Consider the following 18,089-nt stretch of genomic DNA (forward strand, 5'->3'; position numbering starts at 1 on the left):
TATTATTTGGCAGGCTCTGCCTGCCAATCACTGTTCGGATTCAGGTCTTTTAAACTGCGCGGAGCTTAAAAGAACGTTTCGCCATTTTTGGCCATCTCACGCAAGCGGTCAGTTGCCTGATACATTTCGCCCAATTCGGCGTACTGATCAGCTTTTGCAACAAATTCCGCTACACCCATATCATCAATATAGTGCAAAGCACCGCCACGGAATGGAGGGAAACCAACACCGTAGATCAACGACATATCAACGTCGTTGGCGGTATCCGCAATGCCCTCTTCCAGACAGCGAACCGCTTCCAGACACATAGGAATCATCAAGCGATCAACAATGGTTTCGGCTTCGAAATCTTTACGTGCGTCAACGTGGTCGCCCAGAATATCCCAAACGCCTTCGTCGAAGACTTTCTTCTGGCGGCCTTTGCGATCCAGCTCGTATTTGTAGTAACCGGCATCGTTCTTCTGACCGTAACGACCCGCTTCAAACAGAACTTCAGACGCGCTCTTGTAGTCCGCAGACATGCGGGTCGGGAAACCTTCACGCATCACGCTGCCAGCGTGAACACCGGTATCGATACCAACCACATCACACAGATACGCCGGGCCCATAGGCCAGCCGAACTTCTCCATCACTTTATCGATTTGAACGAAGTCAGCACCTTCTTTCACAAGGCCCATAAAGGCACCCATGTATGGGCTCAAAATACGGTTTACCAGAAAGCCCGGGCAGTCGTTAACCACAACCGGCTTTTTACCCATGGCCAATGCGTAAGCCACCGTGCGGGCAACCGCTTCGTCATTAGTTTTTTCGCCACGAATCACTTCAACCAATGGCATTTTGTGCACTGGGTTAAAGAAGTGCATACCACAGAAGTCTTCCGGGCGCTTCAAAGCTTCGGCCAGATAATTAATGGAGATTGTTGAAGTGTTGGACGTCAGAACGGCACCTTCCGCCATTTTCTCTTCAACTTCAGCCAATACGGCGTGCTTAACTTTTGGATTCTCAACAACCGCTTCCACGATGATGTCGACTTTGTCCATGCCATCGTAACTCAGGCTTGGATCAATCATATTGAGAACACCCGCCATTTTTTCAGGTGTCATACGACCGCGCTGAACACGAGTGGACAATAATTTACTCGCTTCGCTCAGGCCTAGATCCAGACCTTCCTGCGCGATATCTTTCATGACAATCGGCGTGCCTTTCAGAGCCGACTGATAGGCAATACCACCACCCATGATGCCAGCACCCAGTACCGCAGCCTTTTCAACTTTGGCCGTGGATTTCTTGGCCCAGGTCTTGCCAGTTTTCGCCAGTTCCTGATCACCCAGAAACAAGCCAACCAAATTCTTGGCGACTTCCGTTTTCGCCAGCTTGGCGATGCCTTTGGCTTCTTCTGCCAATGCACCATCACGGTCCAGCTTGGCGGCTTTCTGCATCACTTTAATTGCGGTAACAGGGGCTGGGTAATGTGGCCCCGCCTGACCGGCAACAAACGCTTTGGAGGTCTCGAAACTCATCATCATTTCGATGTCGTTCAGCTGCAAAGGCTCAAGCTTTTCCTGACGCTTGGCGCTGTAGTTCAGCTTGCCCGCAACCGCTTGCTCCAACATGGCCAGGCCAACTTCTTTCAGCTTGGCAGGCTCGGCGATAGCATCAACCGCACCGGCTTTCAAAGCGGCTTCCGGCTTTTGCTCTTTACCGGATGCAATCCACTCAATAGCGTTGTCAGCACCGATCAAACGCGGCAGACGAACCGTACCACCGAAACCGGGAATAATGCCCAGCTTGGTTTCCGGCAGACCCACTTTCGCCACGGTAGACATAACACGGTAGTCACAGGCCAGGGCCATTTCCAAGCCGCCGCCCAGCGCGAAACCATTAATACAGCAAACGCTTGGAAACGGCAGATCTTCGATAACATTGAAGACAGCTTTGTTGGTGGCCAGCACACCTTCAGCAATAGCTTCTTCTGATTCAGAGAAGTTGGCACCAAATTCAGAGATGTCGGCACCGACGATAAACACGTCTTTGCCACTGGTGACCAAAAGGCCTTTTACATTGTCAGCAGAACGCAAGGTTTCCGCAGCCTGACGCAACTCATCGGTGGTCAAGGCGTTAAATTTATTAACTGAATCGCCTTCGAGATTGAAATTCAACTCAGCAAACCCGTTGTCTAACTGGCTTACCGTTATGGCCTTTCCTGAAAAGATCATCTATCAGCCTCACTTTGTGAATGGAATAAAGTTTGGAACCGCTGCTTTTATCTACCACTCAGAGCAGTACTTGATGTGCATACAGGGCCCAACTTTAGGGTGTAATAAGGTTAAGGATTCACCCAAAACGCTCCAATGGTAAATCCGACCACATTGCCTGACATAAAAGTACGAGCAGAATGTCCTCTAAACCAACCAGAATCATGACCCTGCTAAGCATTATCACCTAGGTGAATCTAACACTATTCAGCAAGATATGTTGGGAATATGAATGGCCTGTGACATTCTAGTTTGGCTGTGAATCGCGCCCTAACCGCGCCTACGCCCCTATTTATCGGGCACTCAGCCAAGATGGCGGCTAAAGTCACTTTGCCCGAATGCCGATGCAAACGACCGCCAAACAGCAAAATAATAAATGTGAAGACCCAACGCCATGAAGTTAAACGACAAAGTTATCGTCATCACCGGTGCCGCCAACGGCATTGGTAAAGCCCTCGCCTACCGCTTTGCCCGGGAAGCCCCTAAAAAGCTCGTTCTCGCCGATATTGATCGCGACAGCCTGGAAGCCATTGCCTCCGAACTCCCCATGGCAGAAGCACTGGCCTGTGATATTGGCTGCGAAGAGGGTGTTCAGCACTTGGTCAATAGTACCCTGGAACAACACGGCGCCATCGATCTGTTCTGTGGGAATGCCGGTATTTTGAGATTGGGCGGAGTCAACACCAGCGATGCCGATTTCCAGAAGGTCTGGGACATCAATGTGCAATCCCATATCTGGGCTGCACGAGCCGCGTTGCCGAGCATGCTGGAACGCGGCTCCGGTTATTTTCTGATTACGGCTTCAGCGGCAGGCTTGTTAACACAGCTAGGCTCCCTGAGTTATTCCGTCAGTAAACACGCGGCTCTGTCGATCGCTGAATGGCTCGCCGTGACTCATGGCCATCAGGGCATTAAGGTTTCCGCCCTTTGTCCTCAGGCCGTTGAATCCAATATGACCGCGGGCAGCGATGGCAGCGTTGCGGGAATCGATGGTATGCTTTCTGCCGAAACCGTTGCCGACTGCGTGGTTGAAGGTCTGGACAGTGAAGATTTTTTAATCCTGCCCCACCCCAATGTGAAGCAATATTTTCAGAATAAAGCCAATGACTATCAACGCTGGTTGGGTGGCATGCAAAAACTGCAACGTCAGTTTGCAGACCTAATGCCTGAAAACGTGATCGATGGTGGTCAGGAATTAAAATAAAACCAATAATGACAGCATCAAGGTAGCTATAGCATGGCAAAAGTATTAGCAACCGAACATTTGGGTTTCGGGGTTTATTGTATTGATACCGGAATGGGCAGAGCGGGATTGGCCAGCTGCTATCTCATTGTGCAAGACGGTGAAGCCGCTCTGGTAGAAACCGGAACTCACCTTTGTGTACCAACCATTGTGGAAGCCATTACCGAACTCGGAATCAGTCTGGAACAACTGCGTTATATTATTCCGACGCATGTTCATCTGGACCATGCTGGTGGTGCAGGTACTTTAATGGCCCAGTGCCCCAATGCCAAACTGTTGATTCACCCTCGTGGCGAACGACACATGGTCGATCCGGAAAAACTAAAAAATGCCACCATTGCCGTTTATGGCGAAGAAATATTTGCAGCCACTTACGGCGACTTAATTGCCATCGAGGCAGAGCGGGTAATCAGCGTGAACGATGGCGATTGTCATTATCTGGGCGATCGGAAACTGGAATTTCTGGATACCCCGGGACACGCTCGCCACCATTTCTGTATTTATGACCCTCTCAGCAAGGGCATTTTTACCGGCGATACCTTTGGGGTCTCCTATCCGATTTTGAATCAAAGCAGCAAGCACGCCTTTATCTTTCCACCAAGCACCCCCGTGCACTTTGATCCACCTGCCTGGAAGGCCAGCATCAAACGCTTGATGTCACTCAAACCCCAACGTATTTACCTGACCCATTACGGTATGGTTGAGCAGCTGCCGCAATTGGCAGCGGATCTGATTGAACAGATTGACACCTATGCCGAGTACGCCACACAACGCAAGCAAAGCGAGGAGCTGGAAAAAATTGAGGAAGATTTAACGAAAGACAGCCTCAATCGCCTTCGTCAACGCGAATGCCAGTTGGCCGATGAAGAAATCAATGCCCTGATTGGACTCGATAATAAAATTAATGCACAGGGCCTTGCCCACTGGGCAATCAACAGTTAATTCACTTCTGCACTAAATTGGCGCGTGTTCTGTAACTCGCTGGACTCGCGCTTATTCTGCCCCTCAATTACCGCTCAAGAAGCTCCCGCTCGGCCGATACATAAAGCCATAACAGAATCAGAGACTCATCCGAAGTCAGCAACACTATGACTTACATAAAACTGTCATGTTTATGTTGGATGGTTATAGGTCGGCAGGATGCCAGCTATTAGCATGAAGCTATTCGACGTGAGTTAATAAAGTATGCGTGGCGAATTGCAAACCATTATTGCTGAGAAATCAGTAAGCAGTCTGTTCCAACCTATTATCGATAAAAGCAGTGGCGAAATTTTCGCGTATGAAGCTCTCAGCCGAGGCCCTTCGGACAGTGTATTGCACTCCCCGACGCAATTGATCGAACAAGCGCAGCAACATGGCTTGCTTGCCGCCATTGAACACCTTTGCCGCTCCAGAGCCATTGAACGATTTTGCGATTTGGGTTTACCTGGCAAACTGTTTCTGAATGTTTCCCCGCAGACGATTCAACAGGTTGACCACCGCCAGGGGCGAACGCTCGAACTGCTGGAAAAATACGACATCAGTCCTGAGCAAATTGTCATCGAGCTGACGGAGCAGCATCCGGGCGGCAATGAAAGTGCGGTCATCGAAGCACTTAAATACTATCAGGAAATGGGCTTCGCCATTGCTCTGGATGATCTTGGCGCTGGTTATTCGTCTCTGCGCTTGTGGTCGCAGGTGAAGCCGGAATTCGTCAAAATTGATCGTCATTTTATCGAGGGCATCGAGGCTGATCCCACCAAGCAGGAATTTGTTCGCTCTTTTGTCGAAATCGCCCAATCAATGCATTGCAAAGTAGTGGCCGAAGGGGTGGAAACCGAATCGGAATTTGAATACCTCTGCCAACTCAAGGTTGATTATCTGCAGGGATATTTTTTCTGCCGCCCGACAGCCCGGCCACCCACCACAATACGTTTAAGCCGGGTGGTTCGCTCTCTGGCCGGACGCCGTAATGGCCAGGGACTTTATGCGCGCAACCTGGCCATTCACTCTATCCACGTCAGTGAAAAACACACAGTTGAAGAAACTGTACAACTGTTTTTAAACCGCCCCAGCATTAATTCCATCGCCGTCGTTAAAGGTAAAAAAGTTATCGGCATTGCCAACCGCAGCCGACTGCAAGGACTGCTGTCAAAACCCTTTGGGCGCGACCTGTATGCCAACCGATTGATTTCAGCGGTTATGGAAAAAACGCCGCTCGTGGTCGATGCACAATTAAGTATCGAGCAAGTCAGCCGCATGGTGACCTCAAGAGCGCGCTATCATCAGGAAGATGATTTTATTATTTGCGATCACAGTGACTTTCTGGGGATTGGCCATGTGATTGATCTGCTCAAGCAGGTGACAGAACTGCAACTGAAACAGGCACGCCATGCTAACCCGCTCACTCAGCTACCCGGTTTGATTCCCATCAACGATTGCATAGAACAGCTGCTGACCGCCGAGCGAAAATTTGTGGTGTGCCATTTTGACATCGACAACTTCAAACCCTTTAACGATGTCTACGGTTTTTCCAAAGGCGATGAAGTTATTCTGGCACTCGGCCAAAGTCTGAAAAGCCATGCCAACAATGCCAGTGATACCGTTGGCCACATCGGCGGCGATGATTTTGTAGTGTTATGGAACAGCGAGGACTGGGTTGACCGTCTGAAACAGGTTGGTCAAAGCTTCAGCTCGATCAGCAAGGATTTGTATTTGCCCGAGCATGTTCAGGCGGGAGGATTTGAATGCAAAGATCGCTATGATGAAACACGTTTCTTTCCACTGACCAGCATCTCCATTGCCGCACTGGAAGTCTCTCCCCAACAGTTCAGCAATGCGTTTGAAATTTCCAGCGCCTTATCGCCGTTAAAAGCGGCTGCAAAACAAGTGGGCGGAAATTCTCTGGTTATCAATCAAGCCAGCGATGCGAGACCTCTTTAAGGTCTCGCACCTTAGCCAGAGCATTCTGCTTTAAGACTAATTTGGCGGCAATTAACGCAGGCAGTCCGCCACGTTGAACGCCAGTTCCAACACCTGCTGCGCATTCAATCGAGGATCGCATTGGGAGCGGTAGCAATTTTCCAGATCGGCCTCACTGACGTGATAACTGCCACCAAGGCATTCGGTTACATGAGCCCCCGTCATCTCAAGGTGCACACCACCTGGATGCTGCCCTTCGGCTTTCAAGACTTTAAAGAAGTTCTGAATCTCTTTCAGAATGGCATCAAAGGAACGGGTTTTAAAACCATTGCCGGAAGTGACAGTATTACCGTGCATGGGATCACTGGACCACACTACAGCACGACCTTCACTGGCCACTCGCCTCGCCAGACCGGGAAGCTTGTCCCCGATAGTATCGGCACCCATGCGGGTAATCAGGGTTAAGCGCCCCGCTTCATTTTCCGGGTTCAGCCGGTCGATTAAGGTCATCAGTTCATCCGCCTGCATATTGGGCCCGATCTTCACACCGATAGGGTTGTGAATACCGCGCATGTACTCAATATGGGCTCCATCGAGCTGACGGGTGCGCTCGCCAATCCACAACATATGCGCCGCACAGTTGTACCATTGACCAGAGAAGCTGTCCTGACGGGTCAGCGCCTGCTCGTAATCCAGCAGCAAGGCTTCATGGGAGGTGTACAGATCTGTACGTGAAAGTGCAGGATGGGTTTCGCTGGTAACGCCGCAAACTTCCATAAAATCCAGCGTATCCTGAATCTGCCTGGCCAATTCCTGATAACGAGCGCATTGTTCATTACCCTGAACAAAATCCAGATTCCAGCGACTTACCTGATGCAGATCCGCCATGCCGCCCTGCACCATTGAACGTAACAGATTCAAAGTCGCCGTGGACTGGTGATAGGCTTTCAGCAAACGCTCAGGATCGGGAGTGCGCGCCGCTTCGGTAAAGTCAGTGGCATTTACAATATCACCGCGATAACTGTCGAGACTCAAACCCTCGCGAGTCTCAATGTCGGAAGAACGGGGCTTGGCAAACTGACCCGCGATACGCCCGACCTTGACCACCGGCTTGCGGCCGGCATAGGTCAGTACAATCGCCATCTGCAGAATCACCTTCAGGGTATCGCGTATCTGATTTGCGGAAAAATCGCGAAAAGATTCTGCGCAATCACCCCCTTGCAACAAAAAGGCCTTGCCCATGGCCACATCCGCAAGCTGCTGTTTCAGTCGTTCGGATTCCTTTGCAAACACCAGAGGTGGTTGCTGGGTAATTTGTTTGAGAACCTCAGCGTGCGTTTGGGCGTCTGGGTATTGGGGTTGCTGCAATATCGGGAATTGCTGCCAGCTATTGGGGGTCCAATCCATGATCGTACTTCGATGTCATCTGCAAAAGTAAAAGCAGGGATTGTACCCGAATCAAAACAATAACAAAGGGGCAAATGGTTTATAGATAAAGCAAGTCAGGCCTCGCCCTGCCCCTTACGCAGCTCATCGATGGCGCAAGTGATCACCGTAACATTTTGATACCCCAGACGACGAAGCTGTTCAGCCGCCAGGGTTGCTCTCGCCCCCGATGCACAATGGATATAAAGCGTTTGAGCCGGATCAGGGTGGCTGTCGGATAATTTCATTTCCAATACCCCACGCGGGATATTAATGGAATTGGGGGCGGGTTTTTCGGCAACCTCTGCAGGTTCCCGGACATCAGTAATCAAACCCTGATTAGTGGATTGTTCTGCAAAGGCATCCTCAGCACTTAAACAACGTAAATCTTCACGCGCTTCACTGATGATCTCTGGAATGGGACGTAACATGGGTGGGGCTCCGGATGAATTCAGGCATTACATTAGCAAGCACTAATGGTAAATCCAAGCTTCAATTTCAAGACCCAAACAAGGCAGGCTTAATGGCAGCACCTTTCCTAGTGACAACTTTCAGAGGGAGATATTTGCTCCAGCAATGCTTGTGGCACCCACCAGCAGAGGTTTTCAATATTCAGGGAAGGATCAACAAAATCATTACGAAGCACAAACAACCTGGGCTGCTTGGTATTAAGCCAATCAATTTCATCAGCAAAGTGTTTTTCAAACAGGCGGCGCATACTGCCATCATTTTGCGCGCGAAACACACCGTAATTAATTCGTTCAAGAATCCATTCGTAATCTTTGTGCATATACAAATACACGGGATACGGATAATACAAAGCGTAAGTATCGAAGCTGCGAATGCTTTGGTAACGTTTCCCCCAATACTGCTCTTCAGCCACAAATTCATTCAAGCCCCGGGGAATCGCATCAAAGCGCCCCGCTTCCAGCATTGGAAATAAATTGCTGTAGTGAGGAGTGCCCACCAACTCCAAACCGTTGGCTTGCAGAATGGAATAATCCAACCAGTGTTGACCAAAACCAAAACGCAATTGTTTACGCATTTGTTTTAAAGTCTCTATCGTTTTGAGTTTTTCCAGTCGATCCTTTTGACTCAACAACACGCGAAAACCCATCACGCCTGCGGCAAGATTTCTATCCGAGCGAACCAATTCCGGCAACCGAAATTGTCGATGTTCCGTCAGGCTTGCGAAGATTGGGTATTCACCAGACCGTATCACCGAAACAGCTCGTTGCTGAGTCAATGGTTCAGTCCAGGGACGAAGTCGAATTTCAGGCTTCATATCCGCGCTATAACTGAGCGCCAGTTTGATCGCCTCAGTCCGGAAGTGATAACGCACATTGGTTTGGAAAAACCAGAGTTCAACAGCATCACGGCCAGCATCGTGAGCCGGGCTTTGGGAATACGCGGAAGTGTTCGCACCAACTAACAACACGGCGGCAACCCTACGCGATAAAAACGAGCGTAGAACTGCAAAAAGAAAGTCATACAAACATGTCGTCAGCACAGCAAGCAAGACAAGATTCCATGGGATTATAGTTTGTTTGCGTCCATACACCTGAGGACTAGTTTACTGCTGCTCAGGACGACACGCCAGCTTTCAATTCACGCCTGTTTTATAGGGATTAAGGCGATAGAAGATGAGAAAACAGATACAAAAAAGGCGGGCCTGATGCCCGCCTTTTTCAAGCACTGACAGCGATTACCAACCGGTAATTTCTTTCAGAGCTTCGCCGATATCGGCCAAAGAACGCACGGTTTTAACACCAGCGTCCTGCAGAGCAGCAAATTTCTCATCCGCTGTACCCTTACCGCCAGAAATAATCGCACCGGCGTGGCCCATGCGTTTGCCTGGAGGTGCAGTTACACCCGCGATGTAAGAAACAACCGGCTTGGTAACATTCTCTTTGATGTAAGCCGCTGCTTCTTCTTCCGCAGTACCGCCGATTTCACCAATCATTACGATGGCTTCGGTTTTGTCATCGTTCTGGAACATTTCCAAAATATCGATGAAGTTGGAACCTGGAATCGGATCACCACCAATACCAACACAGGTAGACTGGCCGTAACCGAAATCAGTTGTCTGCTTAACCGCTTCATAAGTCAGTGTACCGGAACGAGATACGATGCCGACTTTACCTGGCAAGTGAATGTGACCAGGCATGATGCCGATCTTACATTCGCCTGGAGTGATAACACCCGGGCAGTTAGGGCCGATCAAGCGAACGCCCAGCTCGTCACATTTAACTTTGGCATCCAGCATATCCAGAGTTGGAATACCTTCAGTGATACAAACGATCAGCTTAACACCAGAGTGAGCCGCTTCCAGGATAGAATCCTTACAGAAAGGCGCAGGCACGTAGATTACAGAAGCATCAGCACCTGTGGCTTCAACCGCTTCACGCATGGTGTTGAATACAGGCAGACCCAGGTGAGTGGTGCCACCTTTACCCGGTGTTACACCGCCAACCATGTTTGTGCCGTACTCGATGGCTTGCTCAGAGTGGAAAGTACCCTGAGAACCGGTGAAACCCTGACACAATACTTTAGTGTTCTTGTCGATTAAAACGCTCATTTATTTGCCCTCCGCAGCTTTTACAACCTGCTGAGCAGCATCGGTCAAGCTAGTTGCCGCAATAATGTTCAGACCGCTGTCTGCCAGTACTTTCGCACCCAGCTCAGCGTTGTTACCTTCCAGGCGTACAACGACAGGTACTTTTACGCCTACTTCTTCAACTGCACCGATTACGCCTTCAGCGATCAGGTCACAGCGAACAATACCGCCGAAGATGTTGATCAGAACGGCTTCAACACTTTCGTCAGACAAGATGATTTTGAACGCTTCAACAACGCGCTCTTTAGTCGCACCGCCACCTACGTCCAGGAAGTTTGCAGGCTGGCCGCCGTGCAATTTAACGATGTCCATGGTACCCATGGCCAGACCGGCACCGTTCACCATGCAGCCGATGTTGCCATCCAGAGCTACGTAGTTCAGTTCCCACTTGGCAGCGTGCGCTTCGCGCTCGTCTTCCTGAGTAGGATCGTGCATTTCTTTGATCTTTGGCTGACGGTACAGCGCGTTGGAATCGATATTGATCTTACCGTCCAGGCAGTGCAGGTTGCCCTGCTCGGTGATCACCAGAGGGTTGATTTCCAACAGTGCAAAATCGTGGTCCTGGAACATTTGAGCCAGACCCAGGAAGATTTTGGTGAACTGCTTGATTTGATCGCCTTTCAAACCCAACTGGAATGCCAGATCGCGAGCCTGGTATGGCTGCGCGCCAACCAGTGGATCGATTTCCGCTTTCAGGATTTTTTCTGGAGTTTCTTCAGCAACTTTTTCAATCTCAACACCGCCTTCGGTGGAGGCCATGAAAACAATGCGACGAGTAGAACGATCTACTACTGCACCCAGGTACAGCTCCTGATCGATGTCAGTGCAGGACTCAACCAGAATACGGCTAACAGGCTGACCATTTTCATCTGTCTGGTAAGTTACCAGGTTGTTGCCCAACCACTGCTTGGCAAACTCTTCGATTTCCGCTTTGTTATCAACCAGCTTTACACCGCCGGCTTTACCACGGCCACCTGCGTGTACCTGAGCTTTAACTACCCACTTGTCACCACCGATAATCGCGGCAGCGCCTGCGGCTTCAGCAGGTGTCTCAGCAGCGACACCTTTGGAAACCGGCAAACCGTATTCGGCAAACAATTGTTTGGCCTGATACTCATGCAAATTCATGATGCTTTTCCGTTAATTGATCCAATGCTGCGAACAGCATATTTCTGTTTACATAACGCCAATGCAAACCTCGCAATGGCGTCCTAAATTGTGCCGTGTTCGAGCAGCCCTTTCATGTCAGCTGCCTAGCCATTCCCGCCAAGTTCGAACACCGCTGGGGCATTGCCCCTAAATCCATTTGTTTTGTTGTTATTCCTTTGGCCCGCCCTGTCATACTGCATGACAGGGAGCGAGCAAATTTCTGCGTCGTTTACTTCTTGCGACGCTTGCGGTTTGGCATGTGGATCGCGTGACCATTCACCGCCAGAGCCGCTTCTTTCACCGCCTCGGAGAACGTCGGGTGACCGAATACCGTCATGCCGATATCTTCCGCAGTGGTGCCAAATTCCATCGCCAGAGCAACCTGTTGAACCAGATCGGCTGCGTTCGGGCCAACAATATGGCAACCCAAAACGCGATCGGTTTTGGCGTCGGCGATCATTTTCACCATACCTTCGGCTTCGTCAGCCGCTACCGCACGACCGATAGCTACGAACGGGAATACACCAACGTTGTATTCTTCACCATCGGCTTTCACCTGTTCTTCAGTACGACCAACCGCCGCAACCTCAGGATGGGTGTAAATAACGCTTGGGATGATGTCGTAGTTTACCAGAGGCTTCTGGCCAGCAATACGCTCAGCAACCATAACGCCCTCTTCCGAGCCTTTATGCGCCAGCATTGGGCCACGAACCACATCGCCAATCGCCCAAACGCCTGGAGCACTGGTGGAACACAGATCGTTCACGTAGATGAAACCGCGCTCATCCAGGTTTACGCCACTGTCGCCAGCCAACAGGCCTTCGGTGTATGGACGACGGCCCACACAAACCACCAGCTTATCGAAGGTTTCTTTCTGATCATTGCCTTCGGCGTCGGTGTAGGTCACTTCAACTTCTTTGCCCTTCACTTCACTGCCCGTTACTCGGCAGCTGGTGCGAATATCCAGACCTTGCTTGGTCAGGATCTTGCGGGTTTCTTTGGCAATCTGCTGATCCATATTGGCCAGGAAGCTATCCAGAGCTTCAAGACAAACCACTTTGGAACCCAGACGGCCCCAAACGGAACCCAGTTCCAAACCGATAACACCTGCACCAATAACACCCAGGCGCTCAGGTACCTCTGAAAATTCCAGAGCACCTGTTGAATCAACAATGATATCGCCATCAACTGGAGCAACCGGGATATCAACCGGTACAGAACCAGAAGCCAGAATAACGTTGTCGGCATCCAGAACCGACACATTGCCATCGTTATCGGTCAGCTCAACCTGACGACCCGCCAGCAATTTGCCGGTACCGTACAAGGATGTCACTTTGTTGGACTTGAACAAGCCAGCAATACCGCCAGACATTTGCTTAACGATCTTCTCTTTACGAGCAATCATGGAAGGTACGTCGATGCTCACATCACCAGTATTGATGCCGTGAGACTGATAATCTGCTTTCGCCGCATGATACTTGTGGGAAGAATCCAGCAGAGCTTTGGATGGGATACAACCCACGTTCAAGCAAGTACCGCCATTAACGCCCGCGCCGCTGCTGTCTTTCCACTTTTCAATACAGGCGGTCTTCAGACCTAACTGCGCAGCACGGATTGCTGCAACATAACCGGCGGGGCCGGAGCCAATGACAATCACATCGTATTTGTCTGACATAGATGATTCCCAACTTGTTCTTTCTAAATATGAAAAAGCCCAGTGTGAGGCTTTGTCTGCTTACACTGGGCAAGAGTGTTTACAATAAAGTTACAGTTCCAACAGGATACGAGCCGGATCTTCCAGCATATCCTTGATGGCCACCAAGAATTGAACGGCGTCTTTACCATCAACCAAGCGGTGATCGTAAGACAGCGCCAAGTACATCATTGGCAGAATTTTTACTTCACCATTAACCGCCATTGGGCGCTCCTGGATTTTGTGCATACCCAGAATTGCTGTTTGAGGCGGGTTAATGATTGGGGTAGACATCAAAGAACCGAATACACCACCGTTGGTGATGGAGAAGGTTCCCCCAGTCATTTCGTCCATGGTCAACTTGCCTTCACGGGCACGCAAACCAAAATCACGAATGGTGTTCTCTACTTCCGCAAGGCTCATGTGCTCGGCGTTACGCAGAACGGGTACAACCAGGCCCTTGTCGGTAGATACTGCAACACTCACATCCTGATAACCGTGATACACCACATCATCGCCATCAATTGAGGCGTTAACCGCAGGGAAGCGACGCAATGCTTCAGTGGCGGCTTTTACAAAGAAGCCCATAAAGCCCAGGCGCGTGCCGTTGTGGCTTTTCTCGAACATGTCTTTGTACTTGGAGCGCAGAGCCATAACCGGAGCCATGTTCACCTCATTGAAGGTGGTCAGCATCGCAGTGCCCTGGGTGGTTTCCATCAAACGTTCGGCGATACGCTTACGCATACGCGTCATTGGAACGCGTTTTTCGATGCGCTCACCTGCCGGCAGGTTAATGCTGTTGGCAGCGGCCGCTGGTGCCGCTTTTGCAGCCGGCGCAGGCGCAGCAGCTGGAGCCGCAGCAGGTGCCGCCTTGTGATTCGCCACGTCTTCTTTGGTAATGCGACCGTCTTTACCGGTGCCTTTTACAGACGCCAGATCAATACCTTTTTCACCGGCCAGCTTGCGAGCCGATGGGCTGGCAATGGCGTCGCCATCCGAGGCCTCTTCCGTAGCGGCGGGAGCCGCTGCAGCCGCTGCTGGCGCTTCGGCAACCGCGCCGGCTTCGATGATCGCCAGAACGTCTTCGGAAACAACCGTGTCGCCTTCAGCTTTCAATACTTCTTTTAAAACACCATCAACAGGAGACACCACTTCCTGGGTCACCTTATCGGTTTCGATGTCTACGATAGGCTCATCGCGAGACACCGCTTCGCCCGGCTGCTTGTGCCAGGTTGCCACTTCACCGTCTTGGACAGACTCTGGAAACGTAGGAGTTTTAATTTCAATAGTCATTTTGTCGTTTTTCCTTCTAGGCCAGGGCTCTTGCCCTGGCGCTGTCAATATCTGGGTTCGAGATTGATAAATGATGTATCTAGATTCAACTGATCCAGGTTCTATTTATCCAAGTTCAAAGCTTCATCAATAAAGCGGTTCTGCTCTTCAATATGCTGGGACATATAACCCGCAGCGGGTGCAGCAGACGCCGGGCGACCCGCAAAGCTCAGAGGCAGGCTCGGGTTCACCATTTCAATGATGCGACGGAAGTGGTGCTGACTGCTGTACCAGGCGCCCTGGTTCTTGGGCTCTTCCTGACACCAGAAAACCTCTTCCAGATTTGGATAAGTAGCCAGCTCGTTCTTCAGCTCTTCATCCGGGAACGGATACAGCTGCTCCAAACGAACCAATGCGACATCTTCCTGGCCGCGCTCCATACGTGCTTCCAACAGGTGGTAGTAAACCTTACCGGAACACAATACTACGCGCTTAACCTTGGCCTTATCTTCAAGGTTATCGCCAATCACATTGTGGAATTGGCCTTCGGACAGCTCTTCCAGCGTAGAAGTCGCCAGCTTGTGACGCAGAATCCATTTTGGAGACATAACCACAAGAGGACGACGCATCGGGCGAATGGCCTGACGACGCAACATATGGAAAACCTGTGCCGGTGTGGTCGGGATACAAACCTGAATATTGTGCTGGGCGCACAACTGCAGATAACGTTCCAGACGCGCCGAGGAATGCTCAGGACCCTGACCTTCGTAACCGTGCGGCAGCAACATGGTCAAGCCACACAAACGGCCCCACTTCTGCTCACCCGAGGTAATAAACTGATCGATAACCACTTGGGCACCGTTGGCGAAATCACCAAACTGGGCTTCCCAGATCACCAATCCTTTCGGGCTTGTAGTGGCATAGCCATATTCAAAGGCCAGTACCGCTTCTTCAGACAGATAAGAATCGTACAACTCGAAAGCCGGCTGACCTTCGTACAGGTTTTCCAAAGGCAGATAGGTTTCGGCGTCTTTTTGATTGTGAACAACCGCATGGCGGTGAGAGAAAGTACCGCGACCCACGTCCTGACCGGTAATACGAATCGGGAAGCCCTGCTCCAGCAGTGTTGCGTAAGCCAGGGTTTCACCCATGCCCCAGTTTATCGACAGCGCACCCTGGGCCATCTTACTGCGGTCTTCGTAAATTTTATTAACCTGACGCTGTACCTGAATGCCATCAGGAACGTGAGCAACTTTGTTGGCCACTTCCTGCAGTTCTTTCATGTCGTAGCCGGTGTTGCCATCGGTTTGCCAGTTGTGGCCGATGTAAGGGCTCCAGTCAACAAACATGGAGGAATCCGGCTCACTCACCAAACCGTGAGCAACGTGCTCACCGCGATCCAGACGGGCACGGTACTCATTGGCCATTTCGTCAGCTTCAGCCTGACTCATAACACCTTCCGCCACCAGCTGGTCAGCGTAAAGAGTGCGAGCCGATTTGTGCTTGCGAATTACCTGGTACATCAACGGCTGAGTCGCAGAAGGCTCGTCAGTTTCGTTGTGACCGCGACGGCGGTAACACACCAGATCGATCACCACATCTTTGTGGAATTCATTGCGGTAGTCCGCCGCCAACTGAGTGACAAAGGCAACCGCTTCAGGGTCGTCACCGTTAACGTGGAAAATCGGACACTCGATCATCTTCGCCACGTCAGTACAGTATTCTGTAGAACGAGAATCTTCACGCTTACTGGTGGTAAAACCAACCTGGTTATTCAATACGATATGGATCGTACCGCCAGTTCCGTAGGCGCGGGTCTGGGACATCTGGAACGTTTCCATGACCACGCCCTGACCCGCAAAGGCCGCATCACCGTGAACAACAATTGGCACAACCGTGTTGCCTTCACTGTCATCACGACGATCCTGACGGGCACGCACAGAGCCCTCAACCACTGGAGAGGCAATCTCCAGGTGAGACGGGTTAAAGGCCATGGCCAAATGCACTTCGCCGCCGGGGGTCATAACGTTGGAAGAGAAACCCTGATGGTATTTCACATCACCGGAGCTGTCAGACAGCAAACGCTTGCCTTCAAACTCTTCAAACAGTTCGGACGGGTTTTTACCCAGTACGTTAACCAATGTATTCAAGCGACCACGGTGAGCCATGCCCAACACAATTTCTTTCGCACCGAAGTGACCGCAACGTTTGATGGTGCCATCCAGAATCGGAATCAAGCTTTCAGCCCCTTCAAGGCCGAAACGCTTGGTGCCTGGGTATTTGGAATCCAGGTGACGCTCAAGACCTTCAGCAGCGGTCAAACGTTCAAGAATTTCTTTTTTGATCTGCTCGCTGAATACCGGCTTGGAACGAACGCTTTCCAAACGCTGTTGCAACCATTGCTTCTCAGCAAAATCAGTAATGTGCATGATTTCCGGACCCACCGAACCACAGTAGGTTTGCTCCAGAGAATCAATAATCTCCTTCAGAGTGCACTCGTCTTTACCAATAAAGAGATTGCCGGTTTGGAACACCGTATCCAGATCCGCAGGGGTTAAACCATGAAAACCCAACTCAAGATCAGGAACCTCATCGCGCTCCATCAAACCCAACGGGTCCAATTTAGCTTTCTTGTGGCCACGGAATCGATACGAGCTGCTTAGCTGAACCACGCTGATCTGCTTGGTTTCATGCTCGATATCCACACCACCGGAACCTGGCGCGGCCAAAGGACGTGCACGATTTTTACCCAGCAATTCGAAGTGCTGGCGAATCGTAGAGTGAGGGGTATCCTGAGTTACAACGCCATTAACTCGAGGCAGTTGGTCGAAATAACTGCGCCATTCTTCCGGCACAGCATTGGGATCGTGTAAATATGTATCGTAGAGTTCCTCTACATAGGCCGCATTGCCCCCAGAAATATGGGAGGTGCTCCACAGTAGCTCCATGATGCTTTCTTGCATTTATTGCCCACCTTAAAAAGGGGCATACCCATCTGCACGGGATACAAGATCACTGATTACTTCTGATTGTTTACAATCGTCCACGGATTCTGTGAGACAGACTCCGTGCACCAAGGCGATCAGCATGTCAGTTCTTGCCGTCGCTGACCCGGAATTCCGAGTCACTGCGCGTGTTACCCAAGCCGATAAATCGGCTAATTACAGATAGTCTGAGCACAGCTCAGATTACCCCTGCTACATACCATTAGCGTATTGCTATTCCAAGGCTTCGGTCTTGTGAACCTAGCCCATCATCACTTCTTCCGGTTCTTCCCCGGTGTTGTACTGGCTTGATGTGCCCGCGCAACATATCGCCCCGGCCTGAGCCTCGGGCATCTAACTCGTATTAGACAAACGACAAAGCGTTGTCCGCCACCGACGTGGCTTATAAATTGTTTTCTAGACTACCCTGCCCTTGGCTTTCGCCTGTTTGCAGCAGGTGGCTGGGTAGCTGGGTTCCCGCACTAATATATTTATTACCCCTGTGACAGGGGGCGGCTCTTTTTGTATTTCAGCTGTCTTATTTTCGCTC

Annotated in this window: 12 protein-coding genes; 3 read left to right on the top strand and 9 right to left on the bottom strand. The window is 50.7% G+C overall.

Annotated elements, in window-relative coordinates:
* Nucleotides 1-65 precede the first annotated feature (65 nt).
* On the bottom strand, nt 66-2,216 hold the full coding sequence (gene fadB, locus G8768_RS18215) for a fatty acid oxidation complex subunit alpha FadB (protein ID WP_166848010.1): 2,151 nt from the start codon (nt 2,214-2,216) through the stop codon (nt 66-68).
* 433 nt (nt 2,217-2,649) lie between these two features.
* Here fadB and G8768_RS18220 point away from each other — a divergent pair, with 433 nt between their 5' ends.
* The 3 genes from G8768_RS18220 to G8768_RS18230 all read left to right on the top strand — a co-directional run bounded on the left by G8768_RS18220 (nt 2,650) and on the right by G8768_RS18230 (nt 6,420).
* Nucleotides 2,650-3,459 carry an SDR family NAD(P)-dependent oxidoreductase gene (locus G8768_RS18220; protein ID WP_166848007.1) on the top strand — a complete coding sequence of 270 codons (810 nt, stop codon included), beginning with the start codon at nt 2,650-2,652 and terminating at the stop codon, nt 3,457-3,459.
* A gap of 33 nt (nt 3,460-3,492) precedes the next feature.
* Nucleotides 3,493-4,440: an MBL fold metallo-hydrolase gene (locus G8768_RS18225; protein WP_166848005.1), complete on the top strand. Its 948-nt coding sequence runs from the start codon at nt 3,493-3,495 to the stop codon at nt 4,438-4,440.
* 243 nt (nt 4,441-4,683) lie between these two features.
* The gene (locus tag G8768_RS18230; RefSeq protein ID WP_166848002.1) at nt 4,684-6,420 is read left to right on the top strand and encodes a bifunctional diguanylate cyclase/phosphodiesterase; all 1,737 of its coding nucleotides are present in this window, start codon (nt 4,684-4,686) and stop codon (nt 6,418-6,420) included.
* A 51-nt stretch (nt 6,421-6,471) separates the two neighbouring features.
* Here the strand turns inward: G8768_RS18230 and G8768_RS18235 are convergent, their stop codons facing one another.
* From G8768_RS18235 to G8768_RS18270, 8 genes are all read right to left on the bottom strand, one after another.
* Nucleotides 6,472-7,806, bottom strand: coding sequence for a class II 3-deoxy-7-phosphoheptulonate synthase (locus G8768_RS18235; RefSeq protein ID WP_208020259.1), 1,335 nt, complete (start codon nt 7,804-7,806; stop codon nt 6,472-6,474).
* Between the two features lie 95 nt (nt 7,807-7,901).
* A complete protein-coding gene (locus G8768_RS18240) occupies nt 7,902-8,255 on the bottom strand; it encodes a rhodanese-like domain-containing protein (protein WP_166847999.1) in 354 nt (117 codons plus the stop codon).
* A 107-nt stretch (nt 8,256-8,362) separates the two neighbouring features.
* A complete protein-coding gene (locus G8768_RS18245) occupies nt 8,363-9,262 on the bottom strand; it encodes an ABC transporter substrate-binding protein (protein ID WP_166847995.1) in 900 nt (299 codons plus the stop codon).
* A 267-nt stretch (nt 9,263-9,529) separates the two neighbouring features.
* Complete coding sequence (gene sucD, locus G8768_RS18250) at nt 9,530-10,402, bottom strand: succinate--CoA ligase subunit alpha (protein WP_166847991.1); 873 nt, start codon at nt 10,400-10,402, stop codon at nt 9,530-9,532.
* A complete protein-coding gene (gene sucC / locus G8768_RS18255) occupies nt 10,403-11,569 on the bottom strand; it encodes an ADP-forming succinate--CoA ligase subunit beta (protein WP_166847988.1) in 1,167 nt (388 codons plus the stop codon).
* A 250-nt stretch (nt 11,570-11,819) separates the two neighbouring features.
* Nucleotides 11,820-13,265, bottom strand: a complete 1,446-nt coding sequence (gene lpdA / locus G8768_RS18260) for a dihydrolipoyl dehydrogenase (protein WP_166847985.1) — start codon at nt 13,263-13,265, stop codon at nt 11,820-11,822.
* A 90-nt stretch (nt 13,266-13,355) separates the two neighbouring features.
* Nucleotides 13,356-14,576, bottom strand: a complete 1,221-nt coding sequence (odhB, locus tag G8768_RS18265; RefSeq protein ID WP_166847948.1) for a 2-oxoglutarate dehydrogenase complex dihydrolipoyllysine-residue succinyltransferase — start codon at nt 14,574-14,576, stop codon at nt 13,356-13,358.
* A gap of 101 nt (nt 14,577-14,677) precedes the next feature.
* Nucleotides 14,678-17,518: a 2-oxoglutarate dehydrogenase E1 component gene (locus G8768_RS18270; RefSeq protein WP_166847945.1), complete on the bottom strand. Its 2,841-nt coding sequence runs from the start codon at nt 17,516-17,518 to the stop codon at nt 14,678-14,680.
* Nucleotides 17,519-18,089: the final 571 nt, after the last annotated feature.

This window comes from Pseudoteredinibacter isoporae (assembly GCF_011602085.1).
Lineage (GTDB): Bacteria > Pseudomonadota > Gammaproteobacteria > Pseudomonadales > Cellvibrionaceae > Pseudoteredinibacter > Pseudoteredinibacter isoporae.

Excerpts from the sequence above, each read along its gene's own strand:
- lpdA (WP_166847985.1), bottom strand. The coding sequence starts at position 13,265 with ATGTCAGACAAATACGATGTGATTGTCATTGGCTCCGGCCCCGCCGGT.
- odhB (WP_166847948.1), bottom strand. The coding sequence starts at position 14,576 with ATGACTATTGAAATTAAAACTCCTACGTTTCCAGAGTCTGTCCAAGAC.
- sucC (WP_166847988.1), bottom strand. The coding sequence starts at position 11,569 with ATGAATTTGCATGAGTATCAGGCCAAACAATTGTTTGCCGAATACGGT.
- G8768_RS18235 (WP_208020259.1), bottom strand. The coding sequence starts at position 7,806 with ATGGATTGGACCCCCAATAGCTGGCAGCAATTCCCGATATTGCAGCAA.
- G8768_RS18240 (WP_166847999.1), bottom strand. The coding sequence starts at position 8,255 with ATGTTACGTCCCATTCCAGAGATCATCAGTGAAGCGCGTGAAGATTTA.
- G8768_RS18220 (WP_166848007.1), top strand. The coding sequence starts at position 2,650 with ATGAAGTTAAACGACAAAGTTATCGTCATCACCGGTGCCGCCAACGGC.
- fadB (WP_166848010.1), bottom strand. The coding sequence starts at position 2,216 with ATGATCTTTTCAGGAAAGGCCATAACGGTAAGCCAGTTAGACAACGGG.
- G8768_RS18230 (WP_166848002.1), top strand. The coding sequence starts at position 4,684 with ATGCGTGGCGAATTGCAAACCATTATTGCTGAGAAATCAGTAAGCAGT.
- sucD (WP_166847991.1), bottom strand. The coding sequence starts at position 10,402 with ATGAGCGTTTTAATCGACAAGAACACTAAAGTATTGTGTCAGGGTTTC.
- G8768_RS18270 (WP_166847945.1), bottom strand. The coding sequence starts at position 17,518 with ATGCAAGAAAGCATCATGGAGCTACTGTGGAGCACCTCCCATATTTCT.
- G8768_RS18225 (WP_166848005.1), top strand. The coding sequence starts at position 3,493 with ATGGCAAAAGTATTAGCAACCGAACATTTGGGTTTCGGGGTTTATTGT.